General features: G+C 68.0%; 23 protein-coding genes. 2 read left to right on the top strand and 21 right to left on the bottom strand.

The genetic code is table 11. The features are described from left to right. The first annotated feature begins 17 nt into the window (after window positions 1–17). Complete coding sequence (locus tag ABEU20_RS16560) at window positions 18–2,048, top strand: CocE/NonD family hydrolase (protein ID WP_420165470.1); 2,031 nt, start codon at window positions 18–20, stop codon at window positions 2,046–2,048. Window positions 2,049–2,118: 70 nt separating this feature from the next. Here ABEU20_RS16560 and ABEU20_RS16555 read toward each other — a convergent pair whose 3' ends face one another. The 8 genes from ABEU20_RS16555 to ABEU20_RS16520 form a co-directional block, all read right to left on the bottom strand. Beyond that, on the bottom strand, window positions 2,119–3,399 hold the full coding sequence (locus ABEU20_RS16555) for an NADH:flavin oxidoreductase (RefSeq protein ID WP_420165469.1): 1,281 nt from the start codon (window positions 3,397–3,399) through the stop codon (window positions 2,119–2,121). Window positions 3,400–3,511: 112 nt separating this feature from the next. Next, window positions 3,512–3,895 (bottom strand): PLD nuclease N-terminal domain-containing protein, encoded by a 384-nt coding sequence (locus tag ABEU20_RS16550; protein ID WP_420165468.1) that lies wholly within the window; start codon window positions 3,893–3,895, stop codon window positions 3,512–3,514. A 152-nt stretch (window positions 3,896–4,047) separates the two neighbouring features. Then, window positions 4,048–5,286, bottom strand: coding sequence for a fatty acid desaturase family protein (locus tag ABEU20_RS16545; RefSeq protein WP_420165467.1), 1,239 nt, complete (start codon window positions 5,284–5,286; stop codon window positions 4,048–4,050). Between the two features lie 70 nt (window positions 5,287–5,356). After that, window positions 5,357–6,616 carry a fatty acid desaturase family protein gene (locus ABEU20_RS16540; protein ID WP_420165466.1) on the bottom strand — a complete coding sequence of 420 codons (1,260 nt, stop codon included), beginning with the start codon at window positions 6,614–6,616 and terminating at the stop codon, window positions 5,357–5,359. 122 nt (window positions 6,617–6,738) lie between these two features. Continuing rightward, on the bottom strand, window positions 6,739–7,854 hold the full coding sequence (locus tag ABEU20_RS16535; protein ID WP_420165465.1) for a ferredoxin reductase: 1,116 nt from the start codon (window positions 7,852–7,854) through the stop codon (window positions 6,739–6,741). A gap of 118 nt (window positions 7,855–7,972) precedes the next feature. Then, entirely contained in the window at window positions 7,973–8,488 is a 516-nt protein-coding gene (locus ABEU20_RS16530; RefSeq protein ID WP_420165464.1) for a DUF6912 family protein, read from the bottom strand. A gap of 21 nt (window positions 8,489–8,509) precedes the next feature. Continuing rightward, a complete protein-coding gene (locus ABEU20_RS16525; RefSeq protein WP_420165463.1) occupies window positions 8,510–9,946 on the bottom strand; it encodes a WS/DGAT/MGAT family O-acyltransferase in 1,437 nt (478 codons plus the stop codon). Further along, on the bottom strand, window positions 9,946–10,386 hold the full coding sequence (locus ABEU20_RS16520; protein WP_420165462.1) for an HAD-IA family hydrolase: 441 nt from the start codon (window positions 10,384–10,386) through the stop codon (window positions 9,946–9,948). The genes ABEU20_RS16525 and ABEU20_RS16520 overlap by 1 nt, the downstream gene beginning before the upstream one ends. 207 nt (window positions 10,387–10,593) lie before the next feature. Here ABEU20_RS16520 and ABEU20_RS16515 point away from each other — a divergent pair, with 207 nt between their 5' ends. Further along, complete coding sequence (locus ABEU20_RS16515; RefSeq protein ID WP_420165461.1) at window positions 10,594–11,106, top strand: Rv3235 family protein; 513 nt, start codon at window positions 10,594–10,596, stop codon at window positions 11,104–11,106. A gap of 10 nt (window positions 11,107–11,116) precedes the next feature. Here the strand turns inward: ABEU20_RS16515 and secA are convergent, their stop codons facing one another. From secA to ABEU20_RS16450, 13 genes are all read right to left on the bottom strand, one after another. Further along, on the bottom strand, window positions 11,117–13,954 hold the full coding sequence (gene secA / locus ABEU20_RS16510; protein WP_420165460.1) for a preprotein translocase subunit SecA: 2,838 nt from the start codon (window positions 13,952–13,954) through the stop codon (window positions 11,117–11,119). A gap of 155 nt (window positions 13,955–14,109) precedes the next feature. Next, a complete protein-coding gene (hpf, locus tag ABEU20_RS16505; protein ID WP_420165573.1) occupies window positions 14,110–14,787 on the bottom strand; it encodes a ribosome hibernation-promoting factor, HPF/YfiA family in 678 nt (225 codons plus the stop codon). Between the two features lie 241 nt (window positions 14,788–15,028). Next, entirely contained in the window at window positions 15,029–15,700 is a 672-nt protein-coding gene (locus ABEU20_RS16500; protein WP_420165459.1) for a ComF family protein, read from the bottom strand. Window positions 15,701–15,760: 60 nt separating this feature from the next. Continuing rightward, the gene (gene lpqB / locus ABEU20_RS16495; RefSeq protein ID WP_420165458.1) at window positions 15,761–17,533 is read right to left on the bottom strand and encodes an MtrAB system accessory lipoprotein LpqB; all 1,773 of its coding nucleotides are present in this window, start codon (window positions 17,531–17,533) and stop codon (window positions 15,761–15,763) included. Beyond that, a complete protein-coding gene (gene mtrB / locus ABEU20_RS16490; RefSeq protein ID WP_420165457.1) occupies window positions 17,530–19,386 on the bottom strand; it encodes an MtrAB system histidine kinase MtrB in 1,857 nt (618 codons plus the stop codon). The genes lpqB and mtrB overlap by 4 nt, the downstream gene beginning before the upstream one ends. Then, window positions 19,383–20,060 carry an MtrAB system response regulator MtrA gene (gene mtrA / locus ABEU20_RS16485; protein WP_127946284.1) on the bottom strand — a complete coding sequence of 226 codons (678 nt, stop codon included), beginning with the start codon at window positions 20,058–20,060 and terminating at the stop codon, window positions 19,383–19,385. Before mtrA ends, mtrB begins: the two co-directional genes overlap by 4 nt. A gap of 66 nt (window positions 20,061–20,126) precedes the next feature. Further along, window positions 20,127–20,795 (bottom strand): dTMP kinase, encoded by a 669-nt coding sequence (locus ABEU20_RS16480; RefSeq protein WP_420165456.1) that lies wholly within the window; start codon window positions 20,793–20,795, stop codon window positions 20,127–20,129. Between the two features lie 59 nt (window positions 20,796–20,854). Continuing rightward, complete coding sequence (locus tag ABEU20_RS16475) at window positions 20,855–22,132, bottom strand: metal-dependent hydrolase family protein (protein ID WP_420165455.1); 1,278 nt, start codon at window positions 22,130–22,132, stop codon at window positions 20,855–20,857. 119 nt (window positions 22,133–22,251) lie between these two features. After that, window positions 22,252–23,730 (bottom strand): adenosylhomocysteinase, encoded by a 1,479-nt coding sequence (gene ahcY, locus ABEU20_RS16470; RefSeq protein WP_420165454.1) that lies wholly within the window; start codon window positions 23,728–23,730, stop codon window positions 22,252–22,254. Window positions 23,731–23,805: 75 nt separating this feature from the next. Next, window positions 23,806–24,414, bottom strand: coding sequence for a TetR family transcriptional regulator (locus ABEU20_RS16465; protein ID WP_420165453.1), 609 nt, complete (start codon window positions 24,412–24,414; stop codon window positions 23,806–23,808). A 33-nt stretch (window positions 24,415–24,447) separates the two neighbouring features. Continuing rightward, window positions 24,448–24,630, bottom strand: coding sequence for a rubredoxin (locus tag ABEU20_RS16460; protein WP_420165452.1), 183 nt, complete (start codon window positions 24,628–24,630; stop codon window positions 24,448–24,450). Between the two features lie 20 nt (window positions 24,631–24,650). Then, the gene (locus tag ABEU20_RS16455) at window positions 24,651–24,812 is read right to left on the bottom strand and encodes a rubredoxin (RefSeq protein WP_420165451.1); all 162 of its coding nucleotides are present in this window, start codon (window positions 24,810–24,812) and stop codon (window positions 24,651–24,653) included. Then, window positions 24,809–26,026: an alkane 1-monooxygenase gene (locus tag ABEU20_RS16450; RefSeq protein WP_420165450.1), complete on the bottom strand. Its 1,218-nt coding sequence runs from the start codon at window positions 26,024–26,026 to the stop codon at window positions 24,809–24,811. Before ABEU20_RS16450 ends, ABEU20_RS16455 begins: the two co-directional genes overlap by 4 nt. Window positions 26,027–26,092: the final 66 nt, after the last annotated feature.

The following is a 26,092-nucleotide window of genomic DNA, read 5'->3' as shown; positions in this document are numbered from 1 at the left end:
GAACCGGGGAGGACATCTTGCGAATTCTGCTGCGCCCGCGTCCGGGCCCATTCCTGCGCCGCGGGGCCGTCACGCTCGCTGCGGCCACCGCGGTGGCCGTCGGAGTGACGGTCGGGCCGCCGGTCGCGATCGCCGAGCCCACCGGTGGTGCCGCCGGGCAGTCGTGGACCGCGACGACCGACGGGCCGAACCAGTTCCCCGCCATCACCGTCGCCGAGGACGTACCGATCCGGATGAGCGACGGTGTCGTACTCCGCGCGAGCGTCTACCGGCCCGCGGATGCGTCCGGACGGGCGATCGACGACAAGCTCCCCACGGTCTTCAACATCACGCCGTACACGCGCCTCGTCCCGGCTCTCGCCGACGCGGCGGCCGCGCATCCGGTGCTCGGCGAGGCCCTGGACCGACTCGGCGCGGCCGACCTGTCCGGTACGCCGTTCGACGGGCTCACCGAACTGACCGGTGGACTCGGCGGCGGTCTGCTGCGCACCTTCGGCGTCAACCGGAACCTGGTGCAGAACGGGTACGTCCAGGTGGTGGTCGACGTTCGCGGCACCGGCTACTCCGAGGGCGTGTGGGACGTGCTCGGCGAGCGAGAGCAACAGGACACCGTCGAGGTCTTCGACTGGGCCCGCGCGCAGCCGTGGTCGAACGGCGACTTCGGCATGGCGGGAGTCTCCTACTCCGCGATCAACAGCCTGCACGCCGCCGACAAGCGTCCCGCCGGCCTGAAGGCCATTTTCCCGGTCGAGCCGTCCGAGGACCTGGCCCGCGAGATCGTCGCCACCGGTGGCGCTTTCGGCGCCGGATTCATGCCGGCGTGGCTGATCGCCGTCAACGGCCTCAAGTTCGTCCCGATCGACTCGCTCCTGCGCGGCGACTTCGATCCGCAGTGGCTCGCCGACCGACTGGCCGACCCGGCGGTGATGTTCCCGCAGATGTTCGACGCGGTCCTGAACGAGGAGGGCGAGGCCGCGAACGACGGCGCGTTCTACGACGTGCGCAACGCCGACGTCGAGCGAATCCAGGTGCCGACGTTCGTCACCGGCGGCTGGCACGACATCTTCGGTCGCGGCGAATCCCGGATCTTCGATCGACTGCAGATGCCGGCCGGGCAGAAGCAGTTGTTGATGGGCAACGGCTACCACCTCAACCCCGGACTCGGGCACGGCACGGAGGGCGCACCGCCACGCCTCGACGTCCTCGAACGCGCGTGGTTCGACAAGTGGGTCAAGGGAATCGACAACGGCATCGACGGCTACGGCCCGGCGACGCTGTACCAGCAGGGTGGCGGGTGGATCACCGCGTCGCAGTTCCCGCGCGCGGGTGCGGACTACCGGCGTCTGTATCTGAACGGGACGCCGTCGGGGTCGGCCCCACACGCCGTCGTCGACGGATCGCTGACGGTGGACGCACCCACCACACCGAGCACCCACAGTGTTGCTCCCGGACTGCGGGCCGCGTGCTCGCGGGACACCGCGCAGGGCACCGCCGGGTTCGGTGCGATCCTCGGCTCGACCTGCACGCAGGACGCACGTTTCGCGGAGGCAGAGTCGCTGACCTTCACGACCGCGCCGGTCACCGAGGCGACGGAGATCTCCGGCCCGGTCGCGGTGCACCTGCTCACCACCACCGACGCGCCCGACGGCTTCTGGTCCGTGACCGTCAACGACGTCGCGCCCGACGGCCGGTCGACCGTCATCACCAACGGGGCACTGCTGTCGTCGCGCAGCACGCTGGACGAATCGGCGAGTGAGAAGGACGCATCCGGCGCCTACACGGTCCCGGTCGCCGACCTCGGCGCCGACACCACGCGCGCGGTGACGCCCGGCGCGCCGCTGATCCTCGACATCGGACTGAACGGCACCGAGGCGAAACTGGCTGCGGGGCATCGCCTGCGCGTGGACGTCGCAGCCGCGAGCTTCCCGCGCTATCTGCCGATGCTGCCCGATCTGCAGGCCACCGGGCTGAAGGCTCAGCGACTGCTGATCGATCCGGCGAACCCGAGTTTCGTGAACGTCCCGGTGGTCGGCAAGCCCGGGTGGTGACCGCTCCCCGAACGGACAACGCCCGCCCCGGATTCCGGGGCGGGCGTTGCCGCGTGTGCCGCGCGCCGCGTCAGGCGGGCGTGATCGGCAGTTCCCGCGAGCGGTCCGCAGTGAACGAGGTCGCCGTGGCGGAACCCGACGCGCCGTGGGTGCCGGCCGGATCGAGCACGCAGTGTGTGCGTCCGTAGACGGTGTACATGCACTTGTTGTTGTGGTTGCAGCGTCCGGAGACGGTGCGGTCGGCCTGGATCCGGCTCACCAGGTCGGGCTCGCGCAGCAGAGCGCGGCCCATCGCGACGAATCCGAAGCCCTCGCGCATGCCGGTGGCGATGTGGTCGTAGTTGTTGATGCCGCCCAGGAGGATCAGCTGGGTCTCGGACACGACCGGGACGAACTGGCGGGCCGATTCGAGCATGTACAGGTCCTCGTACGGGTAGGTGCCGAGCGCACGCTTCCCGAAGAGCCGGACGCCGGTCTTGAAAGGCTCCTTCATCACCGCGGCGAACTCGTCCACGGGGACGTCACCCCGGAAGAGGTACATCTGCTTGAAGAACGACGACCCCTGCGTCAGTTCGATCGCGTCGAGATTGCGGTCCTGATCGAGAAGCTGCACGGTCCGCAGCGACTCGGACAGCCAGATGCTGCCCCGGATACCGTCGTCCATGCTGATCTTCGCGGTCACCGCGACCCGATCGCCCACCACTTCCCGGACTCGCTGCGCGATCTCCCGCACCAGCCGCGAGCGGTTGTCAATGGTGCCGCCGTACTCGTCCTTGCGCCGGTTCAGGAGGGGGCTCAGGAACGAGCTCGGCAGGTAGAGGTGTCCGAAGTGCAGCTCGACGGCGTCGAAACCCGCCTCCACTGCGATCCGCGCCGCATCCCCGAACTGGTCGATCACCCTGCGGATCTCGGACGGCGTGATCTCCCGGCAGTACTCGAGCGACGACGGATTGATCACGCGGCTGGGCGACATCGCCGTCACTCCCGTGATCTTCTTCGACGCCACCACACCGGCGTGACCGAGCTGGGCGGCGATCGCGCCACCCGCGTCGTGGACGGCGTCGGTCAACCGTCGAAGACCCGGAAGGGCCTTGGCGCTCATCAGGATCTGTCCGGGCGCGCTGGCGCCTTCCGGGGCGACGCAGCAGTACGCCACCGTGGTCATCCCCACCCCGCCGCGGACGAATCCGAGGTGGAAGTCGATGAGGTCGTCGGTGACGAGACCCTCCGGGGACCGTCCCTCCGAGGTGGCGGCCTTGATGATGCGATTGCGCAGACGGACAGGCCCCAGGGTTGCCGGGGCGAAAGGATCCGGGGTCACCGTCTCGGTGGGTAGGCCTGCGATGGTCATGAGTCGCCCTTCTCTCGATCCATTGTGACGGGCACCACGATTCGTGGAGGCTCCCGCGGCGTCAATACCGCGTCCCTCCCACCGGGCAACCTGTCGAGATCGAGACCCGAGCTCAGCCCCCGCTGCGTGCACGCGCCTCGAGGACGCGGTACTCGTCGTCGGTGATCGCCCCGGAGTCGAGCAGCGACTTCGCAGTCGCGAGGTCGTTCTCGGAGCCCGTCCCCGCGACGCCCCTGATGTAGGCGTCCTCGGCCGCGCGGTACTGCTTGTCGGCGCGGGCCGACCGTTCGACCATGCCGCGGCCGCGGACCATCAGGTAGACGACCTCACCGATGAGTGGCAGGACGAACAGGAACAGAACCCACAGCGCCTTGCCCCACCCGGACGTCCGATGGTCGCGGAACAGGTCGGTGAGGATCGAGAAGAGGACCATCACGTACGCCGCGAAGGCGAAGCACGCGAAGACCAGCCAGAAGTAGTCCCAGAACGAGTCCATCGCTTGCTCCGTTCACGAGGTGACGCCGAACGAACTCTGCCGTCCACTCTCCCACCGCCCACGTGCCGGGCACAGCGAATCCGGAAAGCACGAATCCCCGGCGGGACGCACCGAATTCGGTGTGGGCCCGGCCGGGGATCCGAGTGACCTGTCTAGCGCGACACCAGCGCGCGCAGTCCGCGGCGCTTCTTCGACGCCTTGATCGCCGAGCGCAGTCCACTGCGTCGTCCCGTCACCGGATCGATCGTCGCGGCGGTGTTGCCACCGAACTTGCGCTCCGACGCCGTCTCGGGCGCGTCGTCGGACGTGTCCTTGAGGTACTTGTCCGGCAGCGACAGCTTGGCGATCGTGCGCCACGACTTGGCGTACTGCACCGGCAGCGGACCGGTGGTGTACGGCAGGTCGTACTTCTCGCACAGCGCCCGCACCTTGACCGCGATCTCGGCGTACCGGTTCGACGGCAGGTCCGGGTAGATGTGGTGCTCGATCTGGTAGCTCAGGTTGCCGGTCATGAAGTCCATGAGGCGTCCGCCGGAGATGTTGGCACTGCCCAGCATCTGCCGGAGGTACCACTCGGCGTGCGTCTCGTTGTCGACGTCCGCCTTGGTGAACTTCTCGGCGCCGTCGGGGAAGTGACCGCAGAAGATGACCGCGTTGGTCCACAGGTTGCGGATGACGCCGGCGGTGAGATTCGCGGTGAGCGTGCTCTTCCACGCCTTGCCGGTCAGAGCCGGGTAGATGACGTAGTCCTTGAGCGTCTGCTTCGCGATCTTGCGACCGACCACGGCGGCGTTGCGCTTGGTGTACTCGCGGTCGTCGCGGCCGGCCGCGACCCGGCCCAGTTCGAGCAGCTGGATCGCGATGCCGTACTCGAACAGCAGCGCCAGGATGGCGTTGTACGCGATGTTGCCGTAGTTGAACGGACGCCACTTCTGGTCGCGGGTGACGCGGAGCAGGCCGTAACCCACGTCGTCGTCCATGCCCAGGATGTTCGTGTACTTGTGGTGCAAGTGGTTGTGGGTCTGCTTCCAGTGCGCCGACGGGTCGACGTTGTCCCACTCCCAGTTCGCGGAGTGGACCTCCGGATCGTTCATCCAGTCCCACTGCCCGTGCATCACGTTGTGCCCGAGCTCCATGTTCTCGATGATCTTCGCGACGCCGAGCATGCCGGTGCCGAGCAGCCACAGGGGCCGCTTCCGGCTACCGAACAGCACCGCGCGCCCACCGATCTCGAGGGACCGCTGCAGTCGGATCGTGTTGCGGATGTAGCGCGCATCGCGCTCGCCACGGGAGTCCTCGACATCGCGACGAATGGCGTCGAGTTCGCGTCCGAGCGCCTCGATGTCGGCATCCGTCAGATGCGCGTACTCCTTGATGTCGGTAATCGCCACGTTGCTACCGTACCGTAAGTTACGGCACCGTAGGTTAAGAACAGATGACTGTGGGGCACGTCACAGTACCCTATCCCCGGCCGGCCACCCGACGCCGACGCACCTGTGCGTCCGCGTGCGCGCGCAGCGCCGACAGCAGACCACGGCGCCGGCCGGTCACGGCATCGACTCGCAGTGCTTCCGCGATCCGCGAGCCGCTCGACGCGAACTTGCGCTCCGACGACGTCTCGGGGGCATCGTCGGAGGTCCGCTTGAGGAAGCGATCCGGCAACGCCAGCTTGTGGATCGTCCGCAGCGCCAGCAGATACTGCCTACTGAGCGGCCCGGTCGTATACGGCAGGTCGTACTTGGCGCACAGCGCCTGCACCCGCACCGCGATGTCGGAGTACCGGTTCGACGGCAGGTCCGGGAACAGGTGGTGCTCGATCTGGTAGCTGAGATTGCCGGTCAGAAACGCCATGACCGGGCCCGCGTCGATGTTGGCGCTGCCGAGCATCTGCCGCAGGTACCACTGCGCCCGCGTCTCGTTCTCGAACTGCTCGACGGTGAACTTCTCGGCCCCGTCCGGAAAGTGCCCGCAGAAGATCACCGCGTACGCCCACAGGTTGCGCACCAGGTTCGCCGTCGCGTTCGCGGCCAACGTGTGCTTCCACGCCGGACCCGTCAGCGCCGGGAACAACACGAAGTCCTTGCCGACCTGGCGGACGATCTTCACCGCGAACTGCTTGTTGGGGCCGGAGTTCCACTGCATGGGATCCACGCCCTCGAGCTGCTTCTGCGCCGAGAGGTCGTGCAGCGCGATGCCCCACTCGAAGCCGGCCGCGAGAACCACGTTGGCGACGGGCTGCAGCAGATTGACCGGACGCCACTTCTCGTCGCGGGTCATCCGCAGGATGCCGAATCCCACGTCGTCGTCCATGCCCACGATGTTGGTGTAGGTGTGATGCGAGTAGTTGTGTGCGCGCTTCCAGTGCTCGGAAGGACCCGTCATGTCCCACTCCCACGTCGTGGAGTGGATCTCCGGATCGTTCATCCAGTCCCACTGGCCGTGGGTCACGTTGTGCCCGAGCTCCATGTTCTCGATGATCTTGGCGAGCGAGAGCAACGCCGTCCCGGCGAGCCACGCCGGCTTGCGGCGGCTACCGAAGAGCACGACCCGACCGGCGAGCTCGAGCGAGCGCTGCAGCTTGATCGTGCGCCGAATGTAGCGGGCATCGCGTAGGCCCCGGGACTCCTCGACGTCGCGACGAATCGCGTCCAACTCGCGCCCGAGGGCATCGATATCGGCGTCGGTGAGATGGGCGAACTCTTTGATGTCCGTAATGGCCACCGAGGTCCTCCGTTGGATAGATCAGTTCACCGGCGTCGATTCTCGACGCGAGGCACAGCACTCAACGATACGGGAATTCGGACACCCTGCGATCTCGCAGATAGCGAGATCACACGCGCTGGTCAGGCGTCGAGCGTGCAATCGCCGGCGGCAGCCGAGATGCACGTCTGGATGCGCTCGCCCTCCGCGTGCTCCTTGCCGTTGCGCAGATCCACCGCATGACCGGACTCCAGCGGCACGACGCACGTCTGGCAGATGCCCATGCGGCAGCCGAACGGCATCAGCACACCGGCCTTCTCACCGGCCTCGAGCAGCGTCGTGGCGCCGTCCACCTGCACCTGCTTGCCGGAGCGGGAGAACGTGACCGTACCGCCCTCGCCCGACAGATCCGCGCGGGACACCGCGAAACGCTCGAGATGCAGGTTGGGGCCGATGCCCTCCCGGTCCCAGGTCTTCTCGATCTCGTCGAGCATGGCCTGCGGACCACAGGCCCACACCTGACGCTCCCGCCAGTCGGGGCAGACCTCGTCGAGCGACGACAGTTCGAACTTGCCCTGCGACCGTGTGTGCCGGACGTGGCAGTGGAACGACGGATGCGCCGTCTCCATCTCCGCGAGCTCGTCGCCGAACATCACCGATTCCTCGGTGGGCGCCGAGTGCACGTGCACGACGTCGGGCAAATCGCCGCGCCGGTTCATCGTCCGCAGCATCGACATGATCGGGGTGACGCCACTTCCGGCCGTGAGGAACAGGATCTTCCCCGGTGGCGGCTCCGGCAGCGCGAAATTGCCGGTCGGTGCGGCCAGTCGCACGATCGACCCGGACGGCACACCGGTGACGAGGTGGCTCGACAGGAAGCCCTCGGGCATCGCCTTGACGGTGATCGAGATCAGCTTGTGGTCGACGTTGGGCGCAGACGTCAGCGAGTACGACCGCCAGTGCCAGCGCCCGTCCACGTGGATACCGATGCCGACGTACTGGCCTGGCTGATAGTCGAAGTCGAAGCCCCAGCCGGGCTTGATCACCAGCGTCGCCGAGTCGGCGGTCTCCGGGCGGACCTCGACGATCCGGCCGCGCAGCTCGCGGGCCGACCACAGTGGATTCACCAGGTGGAGGTAGTCGTCGGGGAGCAGCGGCGTCGTCAACCTGGTCACGGCACCGCGCACCAGGCTCGCCACGGACCGGTTCGAGCCGGCAACTCCCGCTGCAGGCCCCTCGATCCAGCTCTTCAGTCCCATCCGACCTCCATCTCGCATTTCGGGCGTACAGCCAGCGTAGGGCATGTGCCTACGGTGGCGTAACTTACGCCCGAGTAATGAGCAAAGGTAACGACTGCCGTGGGACGTCGGGCCCGGTTCAGAGCAGCTCGAGCAGGAACGGCAGCTCCTGCGTCGCGTACCACGCCAGCTCGTGGTCCTCGGCGTCGCCGAGGACGAATTCGGCGTCGGCGTCGCCCAGATCGGCGTCGTCGATGATCTCGACCGCCTTCTCGATGTCCGGCTCCGCCTCGGCCAGATCGACGTGGACCGACGCCACCTGCTTCAACGTGAGCACCTGGCCGAGCCGCACGACGGCGTCGTCGAGATCGGGACGGTGCGTCGCGTCCTCGACGTCCGCCGCGATCACCGCGCGCCGGAACCTCGGCGCCGGTGCATCGCTGCCGGGTTCCGGGACGGCCGCGGCGATGAGCCGCAGCGACGCGCGCGCCGCCTCGGCCATGGCCACCTCGGACAGCTCGTCCTCGTCACCGGAGTGGTACGCCTCGCGCAGCGCGGGGGTCACCGCGAAGGCGGTCCGGCTCACCGGCACCAACTCGCGCTCGGCCACCAACTGCTCCAACATCGCGATGGTTGCGGGAACGTAGATCCTCACACTCGACCTCCGGTCACCGACTCAGCCACTGGCATCCAACAACTCCTCGAGAGACTCGTGCAGCGACGCGGCCACGACGTCCACATCGGCCATCGCGTCGCGATCCGCATTCAAACCGTAGTAGACGTTGCCGTCGTAGGACGTCAACGCAATGCTCAGACCCTGATTCTCCAGCAACGGCGACACCGGATACATCTCGACCATCCGCATGCCCGCGAGGTACAGCGGAATCTGCGGTCCGGGCGCATTGGTGACCATCACGTTGAACATCCGGTGCGACAGACTGCTCGCGGCCCGGGCGCCTCGCGCGTGCAGCGACGCGGGCGCGAAACCCGACAGCCGGATCATCGTCCGGGCGGTCACCTGCCGGCTCTGCCGCCCGAATGCCTCGGTCGCGTGCGCCACGTGGGACAGCCGCATCACCGGATTGGATTCACCGACGGGCAGATCCACCAGGAACGACGACGTCCGTCCGTGCGGCCGCCCGTCGCCGCCGCCCACCTCGACGACACTGACCCCGTTCGTCCCCGGATGCGCTTCGCAGATCGACATCGGTGCCAGGGCGCGCAGCGTCGTCGACTCGGATACCGGCTCTCCGCGGGAGAGGAGCCAGTTCCGCAGCGCACCGGCGACCACCGTCAGCACGACGTCGTTGATCGAGCACCCGAAGCGCGCCCGGATCTTGCGGTACCGCTCGAGATCGGTGGTGGCCGTCACGAACCGGCGATTGCGCGAGATCGGCGCGTTGAGGGGGCTCGACGGCGCCGGCTGCGCCGCCGTGCGGGCGAGCTCGGCGAGCTTGCCGAGGGCACCGACCGTCTCGTCGACCACGCTCGACATGTCGCCGAGCGTCATGCGCAGTGTCTGCAGGCCCTCGCGGGGCTGCGAGACCAGTTGCGCGAGAGCGCCCGCCACCAGCGCCGGCTCGCTCGGCGCCGATTCCGGCATCCACAGGTCCACCGACGTCGCGTCCGGTGTCGCCGCGTCGTCGAGCAGCACCTGGCCGATGTCGAGTGCCTTCTCCCCGTCCACGAGCGCCGAGTGCGACTTCACGAACACCGCGCACCGGTTCCGCGCCAACCCCTCGACCACGTACAGCTCCCACAGCGGGCGGGTCGTGTCCAGCGGGCGCGAGAGCAGCCTCGCCACCAGGTCGTGCAACTGATCGTCGCTGCCCGGAGACGGCAGCGCCGACCGCCGCACGTGGTAGGTGATGTCGAAGTCCTGGTCGTCGACCCACACCGGACGCGCGAGCCCGAATGCCACCTCCCGCACCTTCTGCCGATAGCGCGGGACCAGATGCAGACGCGCCTCGACGAGCCGCAGCACCGCCTCGAAATCGACTCCGTCCGACGGAACTTCCAGCACCGCAACCGAACCCATGTGCATGGGCGCGGTGCCCCCGTCGAGGAAGTAGAACGACGCGTCCTGCGTCGTGAGCCTCGTCGCCTTCGCCATCAACGCCCCCTGTCCTCGACCACCCTGGGCCCCGACCCTCGACCGTCCGAATCGAGAAGAATTGCAATCTCTTCCGCGGCCACTGCAGGGTCCACGTGATGCACGCCCACCATGCCCGCGGCGACGGCACCGCGGACATTCCCGATCAGATCGTCGACGAAGACGCACTCGTCGGGCGCCAACCCCAACCGGTCTGCCGTCAACTCGTAGATCCGCCGATCGGGTTTGGCCGTCCCGACGTCTCCCGAGACCACCACGACGTCGACGAACGTTCCCTCGAGATCCCGCAACCGCTGCGCACCGGGACCGCCCGGATCGTTGCTGAGGATCGCGGTGCGCACCCCGTCGCGCCGGGCCGCGGCGACGACGCCCGCCAGCAGGCGAGTGTCCGCGCCCGGTCCCGCGAGCACTCCACCGAAGTCCAGCACCAGCCCTTGCACTCCCCCACCCTAGGACGGCCCGGGGGTCTCCGCGACATCAACCGACCCCCGCGGCGCGCCCCACCTCTCGCTTTCCGCGGCCGAACGTGTCATGCTGTCGCGCAGATTCCGCCTCTCCACGGAGTCGACCACCCGCACCTACCCGGAACCGAATCCGGTGGGCGCAGTCGACGAGCGTGCCGCGCCAGCGCACCGGAGAGGACGATCATGCAGGTTCCACACCGATTCATCGCGCCCACACCACAATTCGAGCCGCCCGCACGGAACGCGGTTCTTCCACACGAGAAGCGGCCGACGCCCGGGTCGCGCCCCGGCACCGCCCGCCGATCACCGCACGACGGGCGCTCACCGCGCAGGGCCCTGCCCCACACAGCCGGCGAGTCCACTCCGTCCCCGGAGCTGCGTCGCTTCGCGGAACACACGCTCCGGCTCACCCTCGAGGTGCTCGACGGTCGCCGGCCGTCGGCCCACCTGCGCCCACTGCTCACGCCGTCCGTGAACGACCTGATTCCGGCACTCGTGCGGTCCGCGCCCGCGGACCGCCGGCTGGGTGGCGCAACCCTCACCCGCGTCCACATCCGCGTCGTCCGCGCCGACGCCGCCGAAGTGTTCGGCACCTACAACCGCGGCGGCCGGGTGTTCGCCGTCGCCGCGCGTATCGAACGCGGCAAGGGCGCACACCCGGCCGGATGGGCGATCACATCGTTGCGGATCGCCTGACGAGCACGGTCTAGCGCTTGCGCTTGGACTTGGGGGCCTTCTTGGACTTCGCATCGGTACGGGCCGCCTCACGACGCTCACGGCGGGTGCCCGCCTGACCGTCGGTGTCGCCGGCCGCGCGGCTCACCTGGGCGCTGCCGTCCTCGGCGGGGCCCGACAGCGTCAGCCCGCGAGGCTGCTGGTCGTCCAGTCCCTTCGCCCGCAGTGCCACGGGGGCAGCGGGTGCACCCTCGGACGCCGGCGCGGACTGCTGCCCCAAGGCAGGACCGCCCGCGGCGGCGGCAGCGGCCGAGGCCGCCGTGACGCTCACCGGCGCGCCCCCGCCCTGCGGGGTACCGGCCTCGACCTGCAGGTTGAACAGGAACCCGACCGACTCCTCCTTGAGACCCTCGAGCATCCCGGAGAACATGTCGAAGCCCTCACGCTGGTACTCGACGAGCGGGTCGCGCTGCGCCATCGCCCGCAGCCCGATGCCCTCCTTGAGGTAGTCCATCTCGTAGAGGTGCTCGCGCCACTTGCGGTCCAGGACCGACAGCATCACGCGACGCTCGAGCTCACGCATACCGCCCTCGCCGGCGATCTCGTTGATCTCCTGCTCGCGCTTGGCGTACGCGGCGTGCGCGTCCTTCAGCAGCGCGTCGAGCAGACCGTCGCGGTCGAGGTCCGAGTCACCGGCCTCGGCGGCCCCGACCAGTTCCTTGTAGTCGATGCCCACCGGGTACAGCGTCTTGAGCGCCGACCACAGCTGCTCGAGATCCCAGTCCTCGACGTAGCCCTCGGCGGCTGCGCCGTCGACGTAGGCGGTCACTACGTCGGTGATCATCGACTCGACCTGACCCTCGAGGTTCTCGCCCTCGAGGATGCGGCGGCGCTCGTCGTAGATGACCGTGCGCTGCTGGTTCATCACCTCGTCGTACTTGAGGACGTTCTTGCGGATCTCGAAGTTCTGCTGCTCGACCTGCGTCTGCGCGCTCTTGATCGCCTTCGAGACCATCTTGGCCTCGATCGGGACGTCGTCGGGCAGGTTGAGCCGGGTCATGATCGACTCGAGCGCCGCACCGTTGAAGCGGCGCATCAACTCGTCACCGAGCGACAGGTAGAAGCGGGACTCGCCGGGATCGCCCTGACGTCCCGAACGACCACGCAGCTGGTTGTCGATACGGCGGGACTCGTGACGTTCGGTGCCCAGCACGTAGAGGCCACCCGCGGCACGGACCTTCTCCGCGTCGGCCTTTACCTCGTCCTTGACCTTCTCGAGGACGCCGTCCCACGCCGCCTCGTAGTCCTCCGGGTTGTGCACGGGGTCGAGACCCTGCTTGCGAAGTACCAGGTCGGCGATGATGTCGGGGTTGCCGCCGAGCACGACGTCGGTACCACGGCCGGCCATGTTGGTCGCGACGGTCACGGCACCGGAACGGCCCGCCTCGGCGACGATGGTCGCCTCCTGCTCGTGGAACTTCGCGTTGAGCACGCTGTGCGCCACGCCGCGCTTGGTGAACTGCTTCGAGAGGTACTCGGACCGCTCGACGCTGGTGGTACCGATCAGGACCGGCTGGCCCTTCTGGTGCCGCTCGACGACGTCGTCGACGACCGCGTCGAACTTGGCCTCTTCGGTCTTGTAGATCAGGTCGCCGTTGTCGACGCGGATCAGCGGACGGTTGGTCGGGATCGGGATGACGCCGAGCCCGTACGTCTGGTGGAGTTCGGCGGCCTCGGTCTCGGCGGTACCGGTCATGCCCGACAGCCGGTCGTAGAGACGGAAGTAGTTCTGCAGCGTGATCGTGGCGAGGGTCTGGTTCTCGGCCTTGATCTCGACCTTCTCCTTGGCCTCGATCGCCTGGTGCATGCCCTCGTTGTAGCGGCGACCGACGAGGATGCGTCCGGTGAACTCGTCGACGATGATGACCTCGCCGTCGCGGACGATGTAGTCCTTGTCGCGCTGGTAGAGCTCCTTGGCCTTGATGGCGTTGTTGAGGTAGCTCACCAGCGGCGAGTTCGCCGCCTCGTACAGATTGTCGATACCGAGCTGGTCCTCGACGAACTCGACGCCGGCCTCGTGCACGCCGATGGTGCGCTTCTTGATGTCGACCTCGTAGTGGACGTCACGCTTGAGCAGCGGCGCGATACGCGCGAACTCGCCGTACCACTTGCTGGACGCGTCGGCCGGACCCGAGATGATGAGCGGGGTGCGGGCCTCGTCGATGAGGATCGAGTCGACCTCGTCGACGACCGCGAAGTTGTGGCCACGCTGCACCAGGTCGTCGAGCGTGTGCGTCATGTTGTCGCGCAGGTAGTCGAAACCGAACTCGTTGTTGGTGCCGTACGTGATGTCGGCCGCGTACGCCTTGCGGCGCTGTGCGGGCGTCATGCCGGACAGGATCACGTCGACCTCGAGGCCCAGGAAGCGGTGGACACGGCCCATCCACTCCGAGTCGCGCTTGGCGAGGTAGTCGTTGACGGTCACGACGTGGACGCCGTCACCGGAAATGGCATTGAGGTACGCCGGCAGGACACAGGTCAGGGTCTTGCCCTCACCGGTCTTCATCTCGGCGACGTTGCCGAAGTGCAGGGCCGCACCGCCCATGACCTGCACGTCGAAGTGACGCTGGCTGAGCACACGGCTCGCGGCCTCACGCGCGACGGCGAACGCCTCGGGCAGCATGTCGTCGAGCGTCTCGCCGTCGGCGTAACGCTTCCTGAACTCATCGGTCTTGGCCCGCAGCTGCTCGTCGGTGAGCGCCTCGACCTCGGGAGAGAGGGAGGAGACATGGTCGGCGATCTGCTTGAGCCGCTTGACCATGCGACCCTCACCTACACGGAGCAGCTTCGATAGCGACAGTGACGGCACGGTCCTCTTCGTCCTCAATCCAGGTGTCGGGTTCCAGGTGTCGGTATCGGTGGCAGATACATGACAAACGGGATCCGGCCGAGGTCGGGCGACCCCAGCCGGATCCCATGGTATGCGTATTCACGGTCGGACGAGTAGACCGACCGTCCGCAAGGTCAGGCCAGGCGAATCAATCCGTAGTCGAACGCGTGGCGGCGGTACACGACGGAGGGCCGATCGGTCTCCTTGTCGTGGAACAGGTAGAAGTCGTGGCCGACAAGTTCCATCTCGTACAGCGCATCGTCGACGGTCATCGGTGCGGCGGAGTGGACCTTGGTGCGCACGATCTGACCCGGACCGGGCGGAGCCTCACCGTCCAGGGAGAGATCACGGTCGATCGCCAACGAATCATCTTGTGCGAGTGCAGCAGTGGCCTGCGCGACCGATACCGGCGTCTTCTCCCCGTAATGGACCTTTCGGCGATCCTTGGTCCGGCGCAACCGACTTTCCAGTTTGGCAGTCACGGATTCGAATGCCGCGTAGAAACTGTCCGCGCTCGCTTCGGCGCGGGCGACGGGCCCCTTGCCGCGAGCCGTGATCTCGACGCGCTGGCAACTCTTGGCCTGTCGGCGGTTGCGTTCGTGTTGGAGTTCCACATCGAAGTGGAAGATGGTGGGATCGAAGCGCTCGAGTCGTGCGAGCTTCTCGGAAACATAGACCCGGAAGTGTTCCGGCACTTCTACGTTGCGTCCTTTGACGACGATTTCGGCGTTGCTCACGCCCGTGGTACTCGGAGCCTCCGCAGTGGCGGTGTCTTCGTCGACGAAAACCGAGGCTTGCATAGGGGTCGTCACTCGTACCTCCCGATTTTTCGGCCGGCCCACTGAGGTGGGACCGGCGAGTTCGATCTCGACCGGGCGGGGAACCACCCGGTATCAGAACGTGAAATATCACCTCCCACCTGTGACTTCGGGTGTGATGGCGACGCTAGTACGTAACTGCTCGGTGTGCCACTGTTCAGCGGGATTTCACCGGTGTGTCGTGGACGACATTCGCCCGGATCGACCGTTTTCCCAGCTCGGCGGGTTGTGCGGCTCACGCGGCCGCCACGACGATCACTGCAGCAACACGCGCCCCAGCAGACCGAAGGACCCGGACCGACTCCGCGGAAGTGGCACCGGTCGTCACGACGTCGTCGACGAGAACCACCTCATTGCGCCGACGCCCCGGGTCGGGCATCCGGCTCCACGACCGCTCGAGCACGATGCGGCCGCCGATGTTGTCCTGCCGCTGGGCGGCCGACAGACCCACCGAATCGCGTACTCCCCGGCGCATCGACAGGACGGGCCACACGCGGCAGTCCGCTTCGAGTCCGGACGCAGCGGCCCGCACCGCCCGCAGCACCGGGTCGCCTCCGCGCGCCCGTGCCGCACGGGCGCGCGTCGGTGCGGGTACCAGGCACAGCCGGGACGAGCCCTCCGGTCCCAGCTCACCCCACTGCCGCAGCACCCCGATCGCACCCGCCAGCGCGGCGCCCAGCGGCACCGCGAGGTCTCTGCGCCCACGTTCCTTCGCGGCGATCACCGCGCGCCGACGCGGACCCGAGTACGGCCCCAGCGCCCACACCGGCACACCCGGGTCGACCCGGGGAGTGACCGCGATCGGTGCGTCCGCCAGCGACCGGCGGCACCGCTCGCACCACTGCGTTCCCTGGACACCGCAGCCCCCGCACTCGGCGGGTAGGACCAGGTCGAGGAGTGTGCGCACACCGGGCAGTGTGCCGCCCGCCACCGACAAGCCGGCGATCGCGCCGCCGACCGGTCCGGGTCAGCCCGGCAGGACCGGGATCGCCTTGGTGCCGGCCAGCCCGGGCACCTCGCGCCAGTACCGATCGCCGGCGGGGTCGTTGTTGTTGAGTTGGAACACCGCGCGCGCATCCGCGACGTACTCGGTGGTCGACGTCGCGTCGACGGCCGTCACCGGCGCCGTCAGGTTCCGGCTCGGCAGCGAGTCCATCCGTGATCCGTCGACCGCGAGCTGGACCACCGGGACGTCGGATCCCCCGCGCGCGACGACCACCGTGTCCCCGGTGCTCCAGTCCAGCGAGATCGCCGGTCCGCCCAGCCCGTGCGCGATCGCGCGCGGGTTGGTGAGCGAATAGGCGCCGTCCGGCAACTGGACCACGGTCGCGACGTAGACCTTGCCGTCGACGATCAGTGCGGCACGCACGCCGTCACGCGACAGCCGCAGTTCGGTGACGGGACCACCGATGGCGCCGATGGCCCCGCTCTCCACGTTCGTCGTGGTGAGCTTGCCGGTGCCGGTCTCCCGGACCACTCGCACCACGGTCGAGCCGTTCACCACCGCCCAGACGCTGGTGCCGTCGAGAGCCCAGGACGGCCGCGTCACCGACTGGGCCTCGAGCGCGGTGGCCACGTTGCCGTCGTACGTCCCCACCACGAGCGCGGTCTGCGGGTCGGGCGCCGGGCGCCGCGTCTCCGCCACCGCGGCCACGAGGGAGCCGTCACGCGAGATCGCGACCGAACGAAGGTTGTCGGACGCCCCGAAGTAGCCCGGGACGGGCGTGACGACCGCGTCGTCGACGGAGATGAGGCCGCCCCCGCGCAACGCATGCAGACCGACGGTGGCGCTCGTGGTCGCGAGGGGATTCAACGACGCCACGTCCGCGGTGGTCCAGCCGTCGGCGTAGCGAGGATCGAGCGGCTGCCCGTCCGCCAGCAACACGTAGGGCCCGGAGATGTCGGCGTTCGCCAACGTCCAGACCACCTGTGCGGCGAGAAGCTCGCGCGACTGCGCGCTCATCTTGCTGAGTCCCTGGAAGTCGACGCGGATACCGCCCAGACCGACCCCCACCTGCGACGAGCGGCCGTCGGCCTTGGTGATGGTGCCCAGCACCGACACCCCGGAGCCCAGTTCGTTGCGCACCGCGCCCGCGAGCGAGGGTTTGGGGCCGTCGATGAGCAGACCGATCAACTGCGTGGCCATCTGGTCCTGGCTCGCCGCGACCCAGCGCGGATCCGGCACCACGGTGGCGGCGGTCGGGTCCAGGAAGTACAGCGACTTGCGCTGGTAGGAATTCAGGAACTGGGGCCGATCCATGATGACGCCGGACGGCAGGTCGTCGATCCGCCACTCGCCGTCGACCTTGACCCAGCTGAATTTGGCCTCGAAGGTGCCTTCCTGAGCCTGGTAGAGACCGCCCGGCTCGAGCTGTCCCACCCGGTTGGCCCGGATCGTGTACACCGCGCGATCCGCGGTGCGTGATTCGAGGATGAGGTCGATCTTGTCGACGATCGTCGCGCTCGCGGCGTCGTCCCACCGCGCCGAGGTGTCCTTGGTCAGGAATTGCCGGGCGGCGAGGTGCCGGTTGGCGGGATCGGTACTCGCCTTGACGAAGTCCCGGAGCAGCAGGTCCGGTTCCCGGCCCGGCGCGGGCGCCTCGACGCTCGTGGTCGGCACCGATCGTTCGATCGTTCCGATCGCCTGCGGCGCGGAGGAGTCCGGCAGGTTGGCACAGCCCGTCGCGCCCACGATCACAGCCCCGAGCACGGCGCACAACACCGCACGCGACCGCTTCACGATTCCTTCTCCCGCACCCTCGGCACCGTCGGACTGTCGTCCGGATCGGGCTGGAAGGCAGGCGTGGGCAACTCCTCCTCGATCACGTCCGCCTCGATGACGGTGGGGACGGGGCTCTCCGCAGCAACCGGCCCCGCCGTTTCCTGCCCCGCCGTCTCCTGCCCCGCCGTCTCCTGGACCGTGGTCTCCTGGACCCCGGTCGTGGCGGGCGCGCCCGGCAGCGGCCGGCCCTGGACGTACTTGGTCACGCCCGGCTTGAGCGGCAGCGGACTCCGGGTCACCTTGCGCCCGCGCACGCGCGGCAGCGTGAGCCGGAAGCAGGCACCCTCGCCGGGCTCGCCCCAGGCCTCGAGCGTTCCGTTGTGCAGATTCGCGTCCTCGACACTGATCGCCAGCCCCAAGCCGGTCCCCCCGGACCTCCGGACACGCGACGGATCGGACCGCCAGAACCGGTTGAACACCAGCTTCTCCTCCCCCGGACGCAGACCGACCCCCTGGTCCCGCACGATGAACGCCGCCGCGTCGTCGTCCGCGCGCAACCGCAGCAGGACGGGCTTGCCCTCGCCGTGGTCGATCGCGTTCGCGAGCAGGTTGCGCAGGATCCGCTCGACGCGGCGCGGATCGACCTCCGCGACCACCGGTTCCTCGGGCAGATCGACGATCAGCTCCGTCGACGTCTCCTTCGCGAGGTGGCGGACCGTCGAGACGGCGGCGCGCGCACACATGCGCAGGTCCAGCTGTTCGGACGCGAGCTCGGCGACACCGGCGTCGTGACGCGAGATCTCGAGCAGATCCCCGAGCAGGCTCTCGAACCGGTCCAGCTCGGCGACCAGCAGCTCCGACGATCGCTTGAGCACGGGATCGAGCTCGTCGCTGCTGTCGTGGATGAGGTCTGCGGCCATGCGCACGGTGGTCAGCGGTGTTCGCAGTTCGTGGCTCACGTCCGAGGTGAACCGCTTCTGCAGGTTGCCGAACTCCTCGAGCTGCGTGATCTGCTTCGACAGGCTCTCGGCCATCTCGTTGAACGACATCGCGAGACGCGCCATGTCGTCCTCGCCGCGCACCGGCATGCGCTCCTTGAGCCGGCCGTCCGCGAAGCGCACCGCGATGCGGGACGCCGAACGGATCGGCAGCACGACCTGCCGGGCCACCAGCATCGAGATCGCCGCGAGCAGCACCGCGAGCACCGCGCCGCCGATGAGCAGCGTGCCCCTCATCAGCGACAGACTGCTGTCCTCGCTCGCGAGTGGGAACACCAAATACAGCTCGAGCGTGGCGATGTCCGAAGCGGTGGGACTGCCGATGATGAGCGCGGGGCCGGAATACCCGTCCGGGTCGTTGACGGTCGCGAACTGGTAGCTGATCTGGTTCGCGCGCACGAATTCGCGCAGGCTCTCCGGGATCTGCTCGACCGGTCCGCTCGCCGTCGGTTCGCGCGGACCGTCGCCGGGCACGATGAGCACCGGATCGAAGGTGCCCGCGGAGCCGGAGGTCTGGCCACCGTCGGATTCCCGATTCGTCAGCGCGAGGCGCGCAGCATCCAACCGGACCTGCAGGGATCCGCTGTCGTCGGCACCCGACAGCTGCGCCTCCACGGTGCCCCGCGCACGGTCGAGTTCCTCGCTCGCCGCGGTGATCTTCGCGTCGAGGAGGCGATCGGTGAGCTGACTGGTGAGCACCACACCGAGAATCGTGATGACGATCAGCGACAACGACAGTGCCGAAACCACGACACGTAGCTGCAGCGACCTGCGCCACGAATGAGCGAGCCTGTTGCCGGAAGCCCGACACCAGCGGATCAGCGGCGAGAACGCCCTGCGGACTCGCCGCCGGTTCCGTCCGGCACCGATCACGGCGGTCCGGCCTTGTAGCCGACCCCCCTGACGGTGAGAACGACCTCGGGGTTCTCGGGATCCTTCTCGACCTTCGCGCGCAGGCGCTGCACGTGCACGTTCACCAGGCGGGTGTCGGCAGCGTGGCGGTAGCCCCACACCTGTTCGAGCAGTACCTCACGGGTGAACACCTGACGCGGCTTGCGGGCGAGCGCCACCAGCAGATCGAACTCGAGGGGCGTCAGCGAGATCAGCGCGTTGTCCCGCGTGACCTTGTGCGCCGGGACATCGATCATGATGTCGCCGATGCTGAGCACCTCCGCGGGCTCCTCCTCGGTGCGACGCAGCCGGGCGCGGACCCGGGCGACCAGCTCCTTCGGCTTGAACGGCTTCATGATGTAGTCGTCGGCGCCCGACTCGAGCCCGAGGACCACGTCGACGGTGTCCGTCTTGGCCGTGAGCATCACGATCGGCACGCCGGACTCCGCCCGCAGGACACGGCACACGTCGATGCCGTTCATGCCGGGAAGCATGAGGTCGAGCAGCACCAGGTCCGGCCGCGTCTCACGGACGGCCGCCAGTGCCTGGCTGCCGTCGCCCACCACGTAGGGTTCGAACCCCTCACCGCGAAGCACGATGGTGAGCATCTCGGCGAGCGCCGTGTCATCGTCGACAACCAGAATCCTTGGCTTCATATCCCTATCGTTACATCTTCGAGGCTGCTTGATGTGGAAAGGCGCGTACACGCCTCGGCGTGCCGCTCAATGTTTCGGCGGCAGCCCTCTCCGCTGATGCAAGAGTGCCAGTTTATCGGCCAGAATGCCCGGATCGGTGTCGGGCGTGAGCGTCCACCACGGCGAGTTCCAGTCCGTGGCCGCCAGTTCGCGGTACACCTCGCCGGTCCGACTCTGCAGGCCAGTGTCCTTTTCGTACGCGTCGAGCACACGGGAAATGTCCTGCGCTTCGCGTGCCCGGGCGCGCTCCTCGGCGAGGGCGACCGGCACGTCCAAATACAGCTGGAGATCGGGACGCGGCAGCCCGAGCCGGTCGAACTCGAGGTTGTCGATCCAGCCGACGAATTCGCCCTCGGCATCCTCGTGCATCCGCGCGGCGCCGTACGCGGCGTTGGACGCGACGTAGCGGTCGAGGATCACGACGTCGTGCGCGGCGACGAGTTCCCGCAACCGCTCGGCCGCGCCGGCCCGGTCGAGCGCGAACATCACGGCCATCGCGTGCACCGACGCGCTCAGGTCGCCGTGTGCGCCCCTGAGCGCCTCGGAAGCGAGATCGGCATGGATCGACGCCCCGTAGCGCGGGAAGTCGAGCGTGGCGACGTCGAGGCCGTCCGATTCGAGTCGAGCGACGACCTTGCCGACGAGCGTGCGCTTACCGGCACCGTCGAGCCCCTCCAGGGCGATCAGCATTCCCACGACCGCCGAGCCTATCGGTGGTCACCGCCCGACGCCCGGACCCCGGGACGGGACGGCGGTCACAACACGTTCTTGTGGACCACGCCGCCCTTGACGATCACCGCGAGGTACTTCGCCGGATCGGCGAGCAGCGAGAGGTCGTCGAGCGGATTTCCGTCGACGAGCAGCACATCGGCCCACGCCCCGGGCGCGATCACCCCGAACGGGGCGTCGCGGTACGGATCCCGCTCCCCCGCCATACGGAACAGTCGGGCATTGCCCGACGTCAGCATCCGGAGCGCATCCACGTTGTCGAAGTAGTCGGCCAGGCGGGCCGCCATCGCGCTCTGCCTCGCCGCGAACTCGGGTTCGAGGAGCAGGTCGGTGCCGAAGGCGACCTGCACCCCGTGCTCGCGGGCCCAGCCGTACACCCGCTCCACGCCCCCGCAGATCTCCCGGTTCTTCTCCGCCCGGCCGGGATCCGGGAAGTGGTGGTCGTCCTCCGCGAACGGCTGCATCGACAGCCACACGCCGCGTTCGGCCATGAGCGCGATCGTGTCCTCGTCCGCGAGATGGCCGTGCTCGATCGACGTCACTCCCGCCTCGATCGCCCGCCGGATGCCCGTGACGTTGTAGACGTGGGTGGCCACGTACGTGCCGTAATCGGTGGCCGCGTCGACCGCCGCCCGCAACTCGCCCGCAGTGAACTGCACCGTGTACAGCGGGTCGTACATCGACGCCGCACCACCGCCGACCATCAGCTTGATCTGCGAGGCGCCGCGCTTGAGTTGTTCCCGTACCGCCGCCAGAACCTGCGATTCGCCGTTCGCGATGCGCATGAAACCGATTGCCTCGGATCGGTTCTCGACACCGCCGAGCTCGGTGGGGGTGTCGTAGACGAAGCCGAAGTCGCCGTGCCCGCTGGTCTGTGAGATCGCGGCCTGGCTGGGATAGATCCTCGGACCGGGGAACTGGCCCCGATCGACCGCGGTCTTGATGCTCGCGGTGTCGCCCGCCATGTCGCGCACCGCGGTGAATCCGCGTGACAGCATGTTCCGGGCCTCCGCGACACCGTTGAGCGCGATGTGTGCCTGCGACCCGGTGAGCAGATCCAGATACGAGTTGGCATTGCCCACCAGGTGCACGTGCGCGTCGCTCATCCCCGGCATCAGCACCCGGCCGCCGCCGTCGATCACGACGGTCTCCCGTCCCGGCGCGTCCCCGATCGGCGATTCCGAGACCGCCTCGATCCGGTCGCCGTCGATCAGCACGTCTCCGTGCACGAGAGTCGCGGACTCGCCGTCGAACACCCGGACATCGCGAAACAACAGACGCTCGCCACTCCCCGTCGCCGCCATACCTTCGGACCCTAGCGAGCGGACCGCGCCGGGAGGGCCGGATAACGGCATCGGCCGGGGATCGTGACCACGATCCCCGGCCGATGCCGTGACTGACTACGACGAATGTCGCGGGTGCCTCAGTACCGGTAGTGCTCCGGCTTGTACGGGCCCTCGACGTCGACACCGATGTACTCGGCCTGGTCCTTCGTCAGCTTGGTGATCGAGCCACCGAGCGCCTCGACGTGGATCTTCGCGACCTTCTCGTCGAGGTGCTTGGGCAGGCGGTACACCTCGTTGTCGTACTCGTCCGGCTTGGTCCACAGCTCGATCTGCGCGATCGTCTGGTTCGCGAACGAGTTCGACATCACGAACGACGGATGACCGGTGGCGTTGCCGAGGTTCAACAGGCGCCCCTCGGACAGCACGATGATCGAATGGCCGTCGGCGAAGGTGAACTCGTCGACCTGCGGCTTGATGTTGATGCGCGTGACGTCACCGGCCCGCTCGAGACCCGCCATGTCGATCTCGTTGTCGAAGTGGCCGATGTTGCCGAGGATCGCCTGGTGCTTCATCTGCTTCATGTGCTCGAAGGAGATGATGTCCTTGTTGCCGGTCGCAGTGATGACGATGTCCGCCTGGCCGATGAACTCCTCGACGGTCTTGACGTCGAAGCCGTCCATCATCGCCTGCAGCGCGTTGATCGGGTCGATCTCGGTGACCGTGACGCGTGCGCCCTGGCCGCGCAGCGCCTCGGCGCAGCCCTTGCCGACGTCGCCGTAACCGCACACCAGCGCGGCCTTGCCGCCGATCAGGACGTCGGTGCCGCGGTTGATGCCGTCGAGCAGCGAGTGGCGGGTGCCGTACTTGTTGTCGAACTTGCTCTTGGTGACCGAGTCGTTGACGTTGATCGCCGGGAAGGCGAGCTCACCGGCGGCAGCGAACTGGTACAGGCGCAGGACGCCCGTGGTGGTCTCCTCGGTGACACCCTTGACCGACTCGGCGATCGCGGTCCACTTGCCGCCGTCGGACTCGAGCGACTTGCGCAGCAGCGCGAGAAACACCTTGTACTCGTCCGAGTCGTGGTCGTCGTCGGTGGGCGGAACGACGCCGGCCTTCTCGTACTGCGCACCGCGCAGCACCAGCATCGTGGCGTCGCCACCGTCGTCGAGGATCATGTTCGCGGTCGTGCCCGGCCAGGTGAGCATCTGCTCGGCGGCCCACCAGTACTCCTCGAGCGTCTCGCCCTTCCACGCGAAGACCGGGACACCCTTGGGCTCGTCGACGGTTCCGTGCGGGCCGACGACGACGGCTGCGGCGGCGTGGTCCTGCGTCGAGAAGATGTTGCACGACGCCCATCGAACTTCAGCACCGAGCGCGACCAGCGTCTCGATCAGGACCGCGGTCTGGATCGTCATGTGCAGCGAACCGGAGATGCGAGCACCCTTGAGCGGCAACACGTCTGCGTACTCGCGGCGGAGCGCCATCAGACCGGGCATCTCGTGCTCGGCGAGACGGATCTCCTTGCGGCCGAACTCGGCGAGCGACAGATCCGCCACCTTGAAGTCGATCCCGCCCCGGTGCTCTGCCACCGGCTCCGATGAAACTGAGGTCGTCATATGCCTCTCCTGTTGACTGTCTGGGTTGGCTCCCAGGCTATCGGGTACCGATCCGCACCGGGGACGGGCAGTACCTCACGCGCGGGTCACGACGTCGACGAAGGGCGCGAGCAGGGCCGCCAACTCGCGCGCATCGTCACGATCGGACGTCGGCGGCATCGACACGTAGCTGAGCGCGATGCGCACGATGCCGTGCCCCAGCACCGTCGCCTCGGCGTCCGGTGCCCCAATCCAGCTCAGCCGGAAGGTCTCTGCCAGCCGCCCCGTCGCCCGCTCGATCAGCGGGGCGCTGTCGGTGGTCACGATGCGCAGTAGGTCCGGTTTCGCCGCACCCGTCCGCAGTGACCGAACCAACGGGTCCGCGCCACTGGCCTGGAAGAAGCCCGTGAATCCGTCCACCAGCGCCGCGTGGGCATCGCCCTCGTGCCGGTAGACCGCGTCCGTGACGGCGTCGACGAACCGGTCCACCAGCCGCAGCGCGTAGCCGTTCGCGAGCCCTTGCCGCGACCCGAACTCGTTGTACAGCGTCTGCCGGCTCACGCCCACCGCCGCCGCGACGTCCGTCATGGTCACACCCGACCAGTCGCGTTCGAGAAGGAAGTCGTGGACCGCGTCCAGGATCGATTCGCGCAGCAGCAGCCGCGACGCCTCCTGGTACGGCACCCGTGGATGTGACTCGGTCATACTCTCGACCCTAGTGGCGGCACGCCCGCCGCCTCAGCTGTGCTCGACCTCGACCATGAAGAAGTCCTCCTTCGCTGCACCGCAATCGGGGCAGCGCCAGTCGTCGGGGATGTCCTCCCACCGGGTGCCGGGCGCGATCCCCTCGTCCGGCCAGCCGAGTTCCTCGTCGTACTCGAATCCGCACTGCGCGCACTGATAGAGCTTGTAGTCCTTCATGATCCCTGTCCTGTTCCCCGTCACACGGGTTCGAAATCGATCTTCTCCCTGACCCCGCAGTCGGGGCAGCACCAGTCGTCGGGCACCGACGCCCACGAGGTGCCGGCGGGGAACCCCTCGCGGGGCGCGCCGACGGCCTCGTCGAACACGAACTCACACACCGGGCAGCGATACGCGCTCATGCCGCGCCCCCGTGTGCCGCGAGCAGCTTCTCCCGCCTGCTCGGCTGCAGATTGACCCTCGTGATGTCGCCGTCGTAGTGCGCGAGGACCTTTCGATCCATCACCGCACGCCACAGCGGCGGCACGTACGCGAGCATGATCATGCTGGCGTACCCGCTCGGCAGGTTCGGCGCGGCATCCATGCTCCGCAGCGTCTGGTAGCGCCGCGTGGGGTTGGCGTGATGGTCGCTGTGCCGCTGCAGGTGGTAGAGGAAGATGTTGGTGCAGATGTGATCGCTGTTCCAGCTGTGCGCAGGCGTGCAGCGCTCGTAGCGTCCGCTCTCGGTGCGCTGACGCAGCAATCCGTAGTGCTCGAGGTAGTTGACCGTCTCCAGCAGGGAGAACCCGAACACGGCCTGCAGCACCAGGAACGGCGCCACCTCCCAGCCGAAGATCGCGATCACCGCACCGAACAGCACCACCGACATCAGCCACGCGTTCAGCACGTCGTTGCGAATCGTCCACGGACTCTTGCCGAGCCGCTCGAGTCGCGCCTTCTCCAGGTGCCACGACGAGCGCAGGCTGCCCCACACGCTGCGGGGCAGGAACGCCCAGAAGCTCTCCCCGAAGCGGGAACTCGCGGGGTCCTCGGGGGTGGCGACCCGCACGTGGTGGCCGCGGTTGTGCTCGATGTAGAAGTGTCCGTAGAACGACTGCGCCAGCGTGATCTTCGACAGCCACCGCTCCAGATCGTCCTTCTTGTGACCCAGTTCGTGCGCGGTGTTGATGCCGATGCCGGCCACGCATCCGACGCTGATCGCGAGGCCGATCTTCGAGATCAGGCCCAGCCCGCCGTCGATCCCGAGCCAGCTCAGGTCGTCCGCGGACCACAGGTAGCACGCGACCACCACCGTGACGATCTGCAGCGGGATGTAGGCGTACGTGCACCAGCGGTAGTACCGATCGTTCTCGAGATGGTCCATGACCTCGTCCGGCGGGTTCTGGCCGTCGGCGCCGAACGCCAGGTCGAGGATCGGCAGCAGGAAGTAGACCAGCAGGGGCCCGATCCACCACCACACCGGCGCCACCGCGTCCAACCCGATCCGGTCGAACGCCCAGACCAACCCGATCGCCAGGAAGATCGCCGTCGGCGGAATCAGGCCCAGCAGCCACAGGTACCGCTTCTTATCGCGCCAGACCGGCACGTCCGTCTCGACAGCTTCGTCGGTCGCCATTGTCGTCCCCTTCCACGAGACCGCCCCAAAGTGAGCGGCATCACCCTGGGTTTGACGATACGCGGC

Origin of the sequence: Rhodococcus parequi, from assembly GCF_046042785.1 — a bacterium.
Classification (GTDB): Bacteria; Actinomycetota; Actinomycetes; order Mycobacteriales; family Mycobacteriaceae; genus Prescottella; species Prescottella parequi.
Note: the sequence above shows the minus strand (reverse complement) of the source record. Positions and strands in the feature narration are given on the sequence as shown.

What these genes read in the sequence shown, in the direction of transcription:
- ABEU20_RS16555 (WP_420165469.1), bottom strand. Translation starts at nt 3,399, where the DNA reads ATGACCATCGCAGGCCTACCCACCGAGACGGTGACCCCGGATCCTTTC.
- ABEU20_RS16550 (WP_420165468.1), bottom strand. Translation starts at nt 3,895, where the DNA reads ATGGACTCGTTCTGGGACTACTTCTGGCTGGTCTTCGCGTGCTTCGCC.
- ABEU20_RS16535 (WP_420165465.1), bottom strand. Translation starts at nt 7,854, where the DNA reads ATGGGACTGAAGAGCTGGATCGAGGGGCCTGCAGCGGGAGTTGCCGGC.
- ABEU20_RS16525 (WP_420165463.1), bottom strand. Translation starts at nt 9,946, where the DNA reads ATGGCGAAGGCGACGAGGCTCACGACGCAGGACGCGTCGTTCTACTTC.
- ABEU20_RS16515 (WP_420165461.1), top strand. Translation starts at nt 10,594, where the DNA reads ATGCAGGTTCCACACCGATTCATCGCGCCCACACCACAATTCGAGCCG.
- mtrA (WP_127946284.1), bottom strand. Translation starts at nt 20,060, where the DNA reads ATGAAGCCAAGGATTCTGGTTGTCGACGATGACACGGCGCTCGCCGAG.
- ABEU20_RS16475 (WP_420165455.1), bottom strand. Translation starts at nt 22,132, where the DNA reads ATGGCGGCGACGGGGAGTGGCGAGCGTCTGTTGTTTCGCGATGTCCGG.
- ahcY (WP_420165454.1), bottom strand. Translation starts at nt 23,730, where the DNA reads ATGACGACCTCAGTTTCATCGGAGCCGGTGGCAGAGCACCGGGGCGGG.
- ABEU20_RS16465 (WP_420165453.1), bottom strand. Translation starts at nt 24,414, where the DNA reads ATGACCGAGTCACATCCACGGGTGCCGTACCAGGAGGCGTCGCGGCTG.
- ABEU20_RS16460 (WP_420165452.1), bottom strand. Translation starts at nt 24,630, where the DNA reads ATGAAGGACTACAAGCTCTATCAGTGCGCGCAGTGCGGATTCGAGTAC.
- ABEU20_RS16455 (WP_420165451.1), bottom strand. Translation starts at nt 24,812, where the DNA reads ATGAGCGCGTATCGCTGCCCGGTGTGTGAGTTCGTGTTCGACGAGGCC.
- ABEU20_RS16450 (WP_420165450.1), bottom strand. Translation starts at nt 26,026, where the DNA reads ATGGCGACCGACGAAGCTGTCGAGACGGACGTGCCGGTCTGGCGCGAT.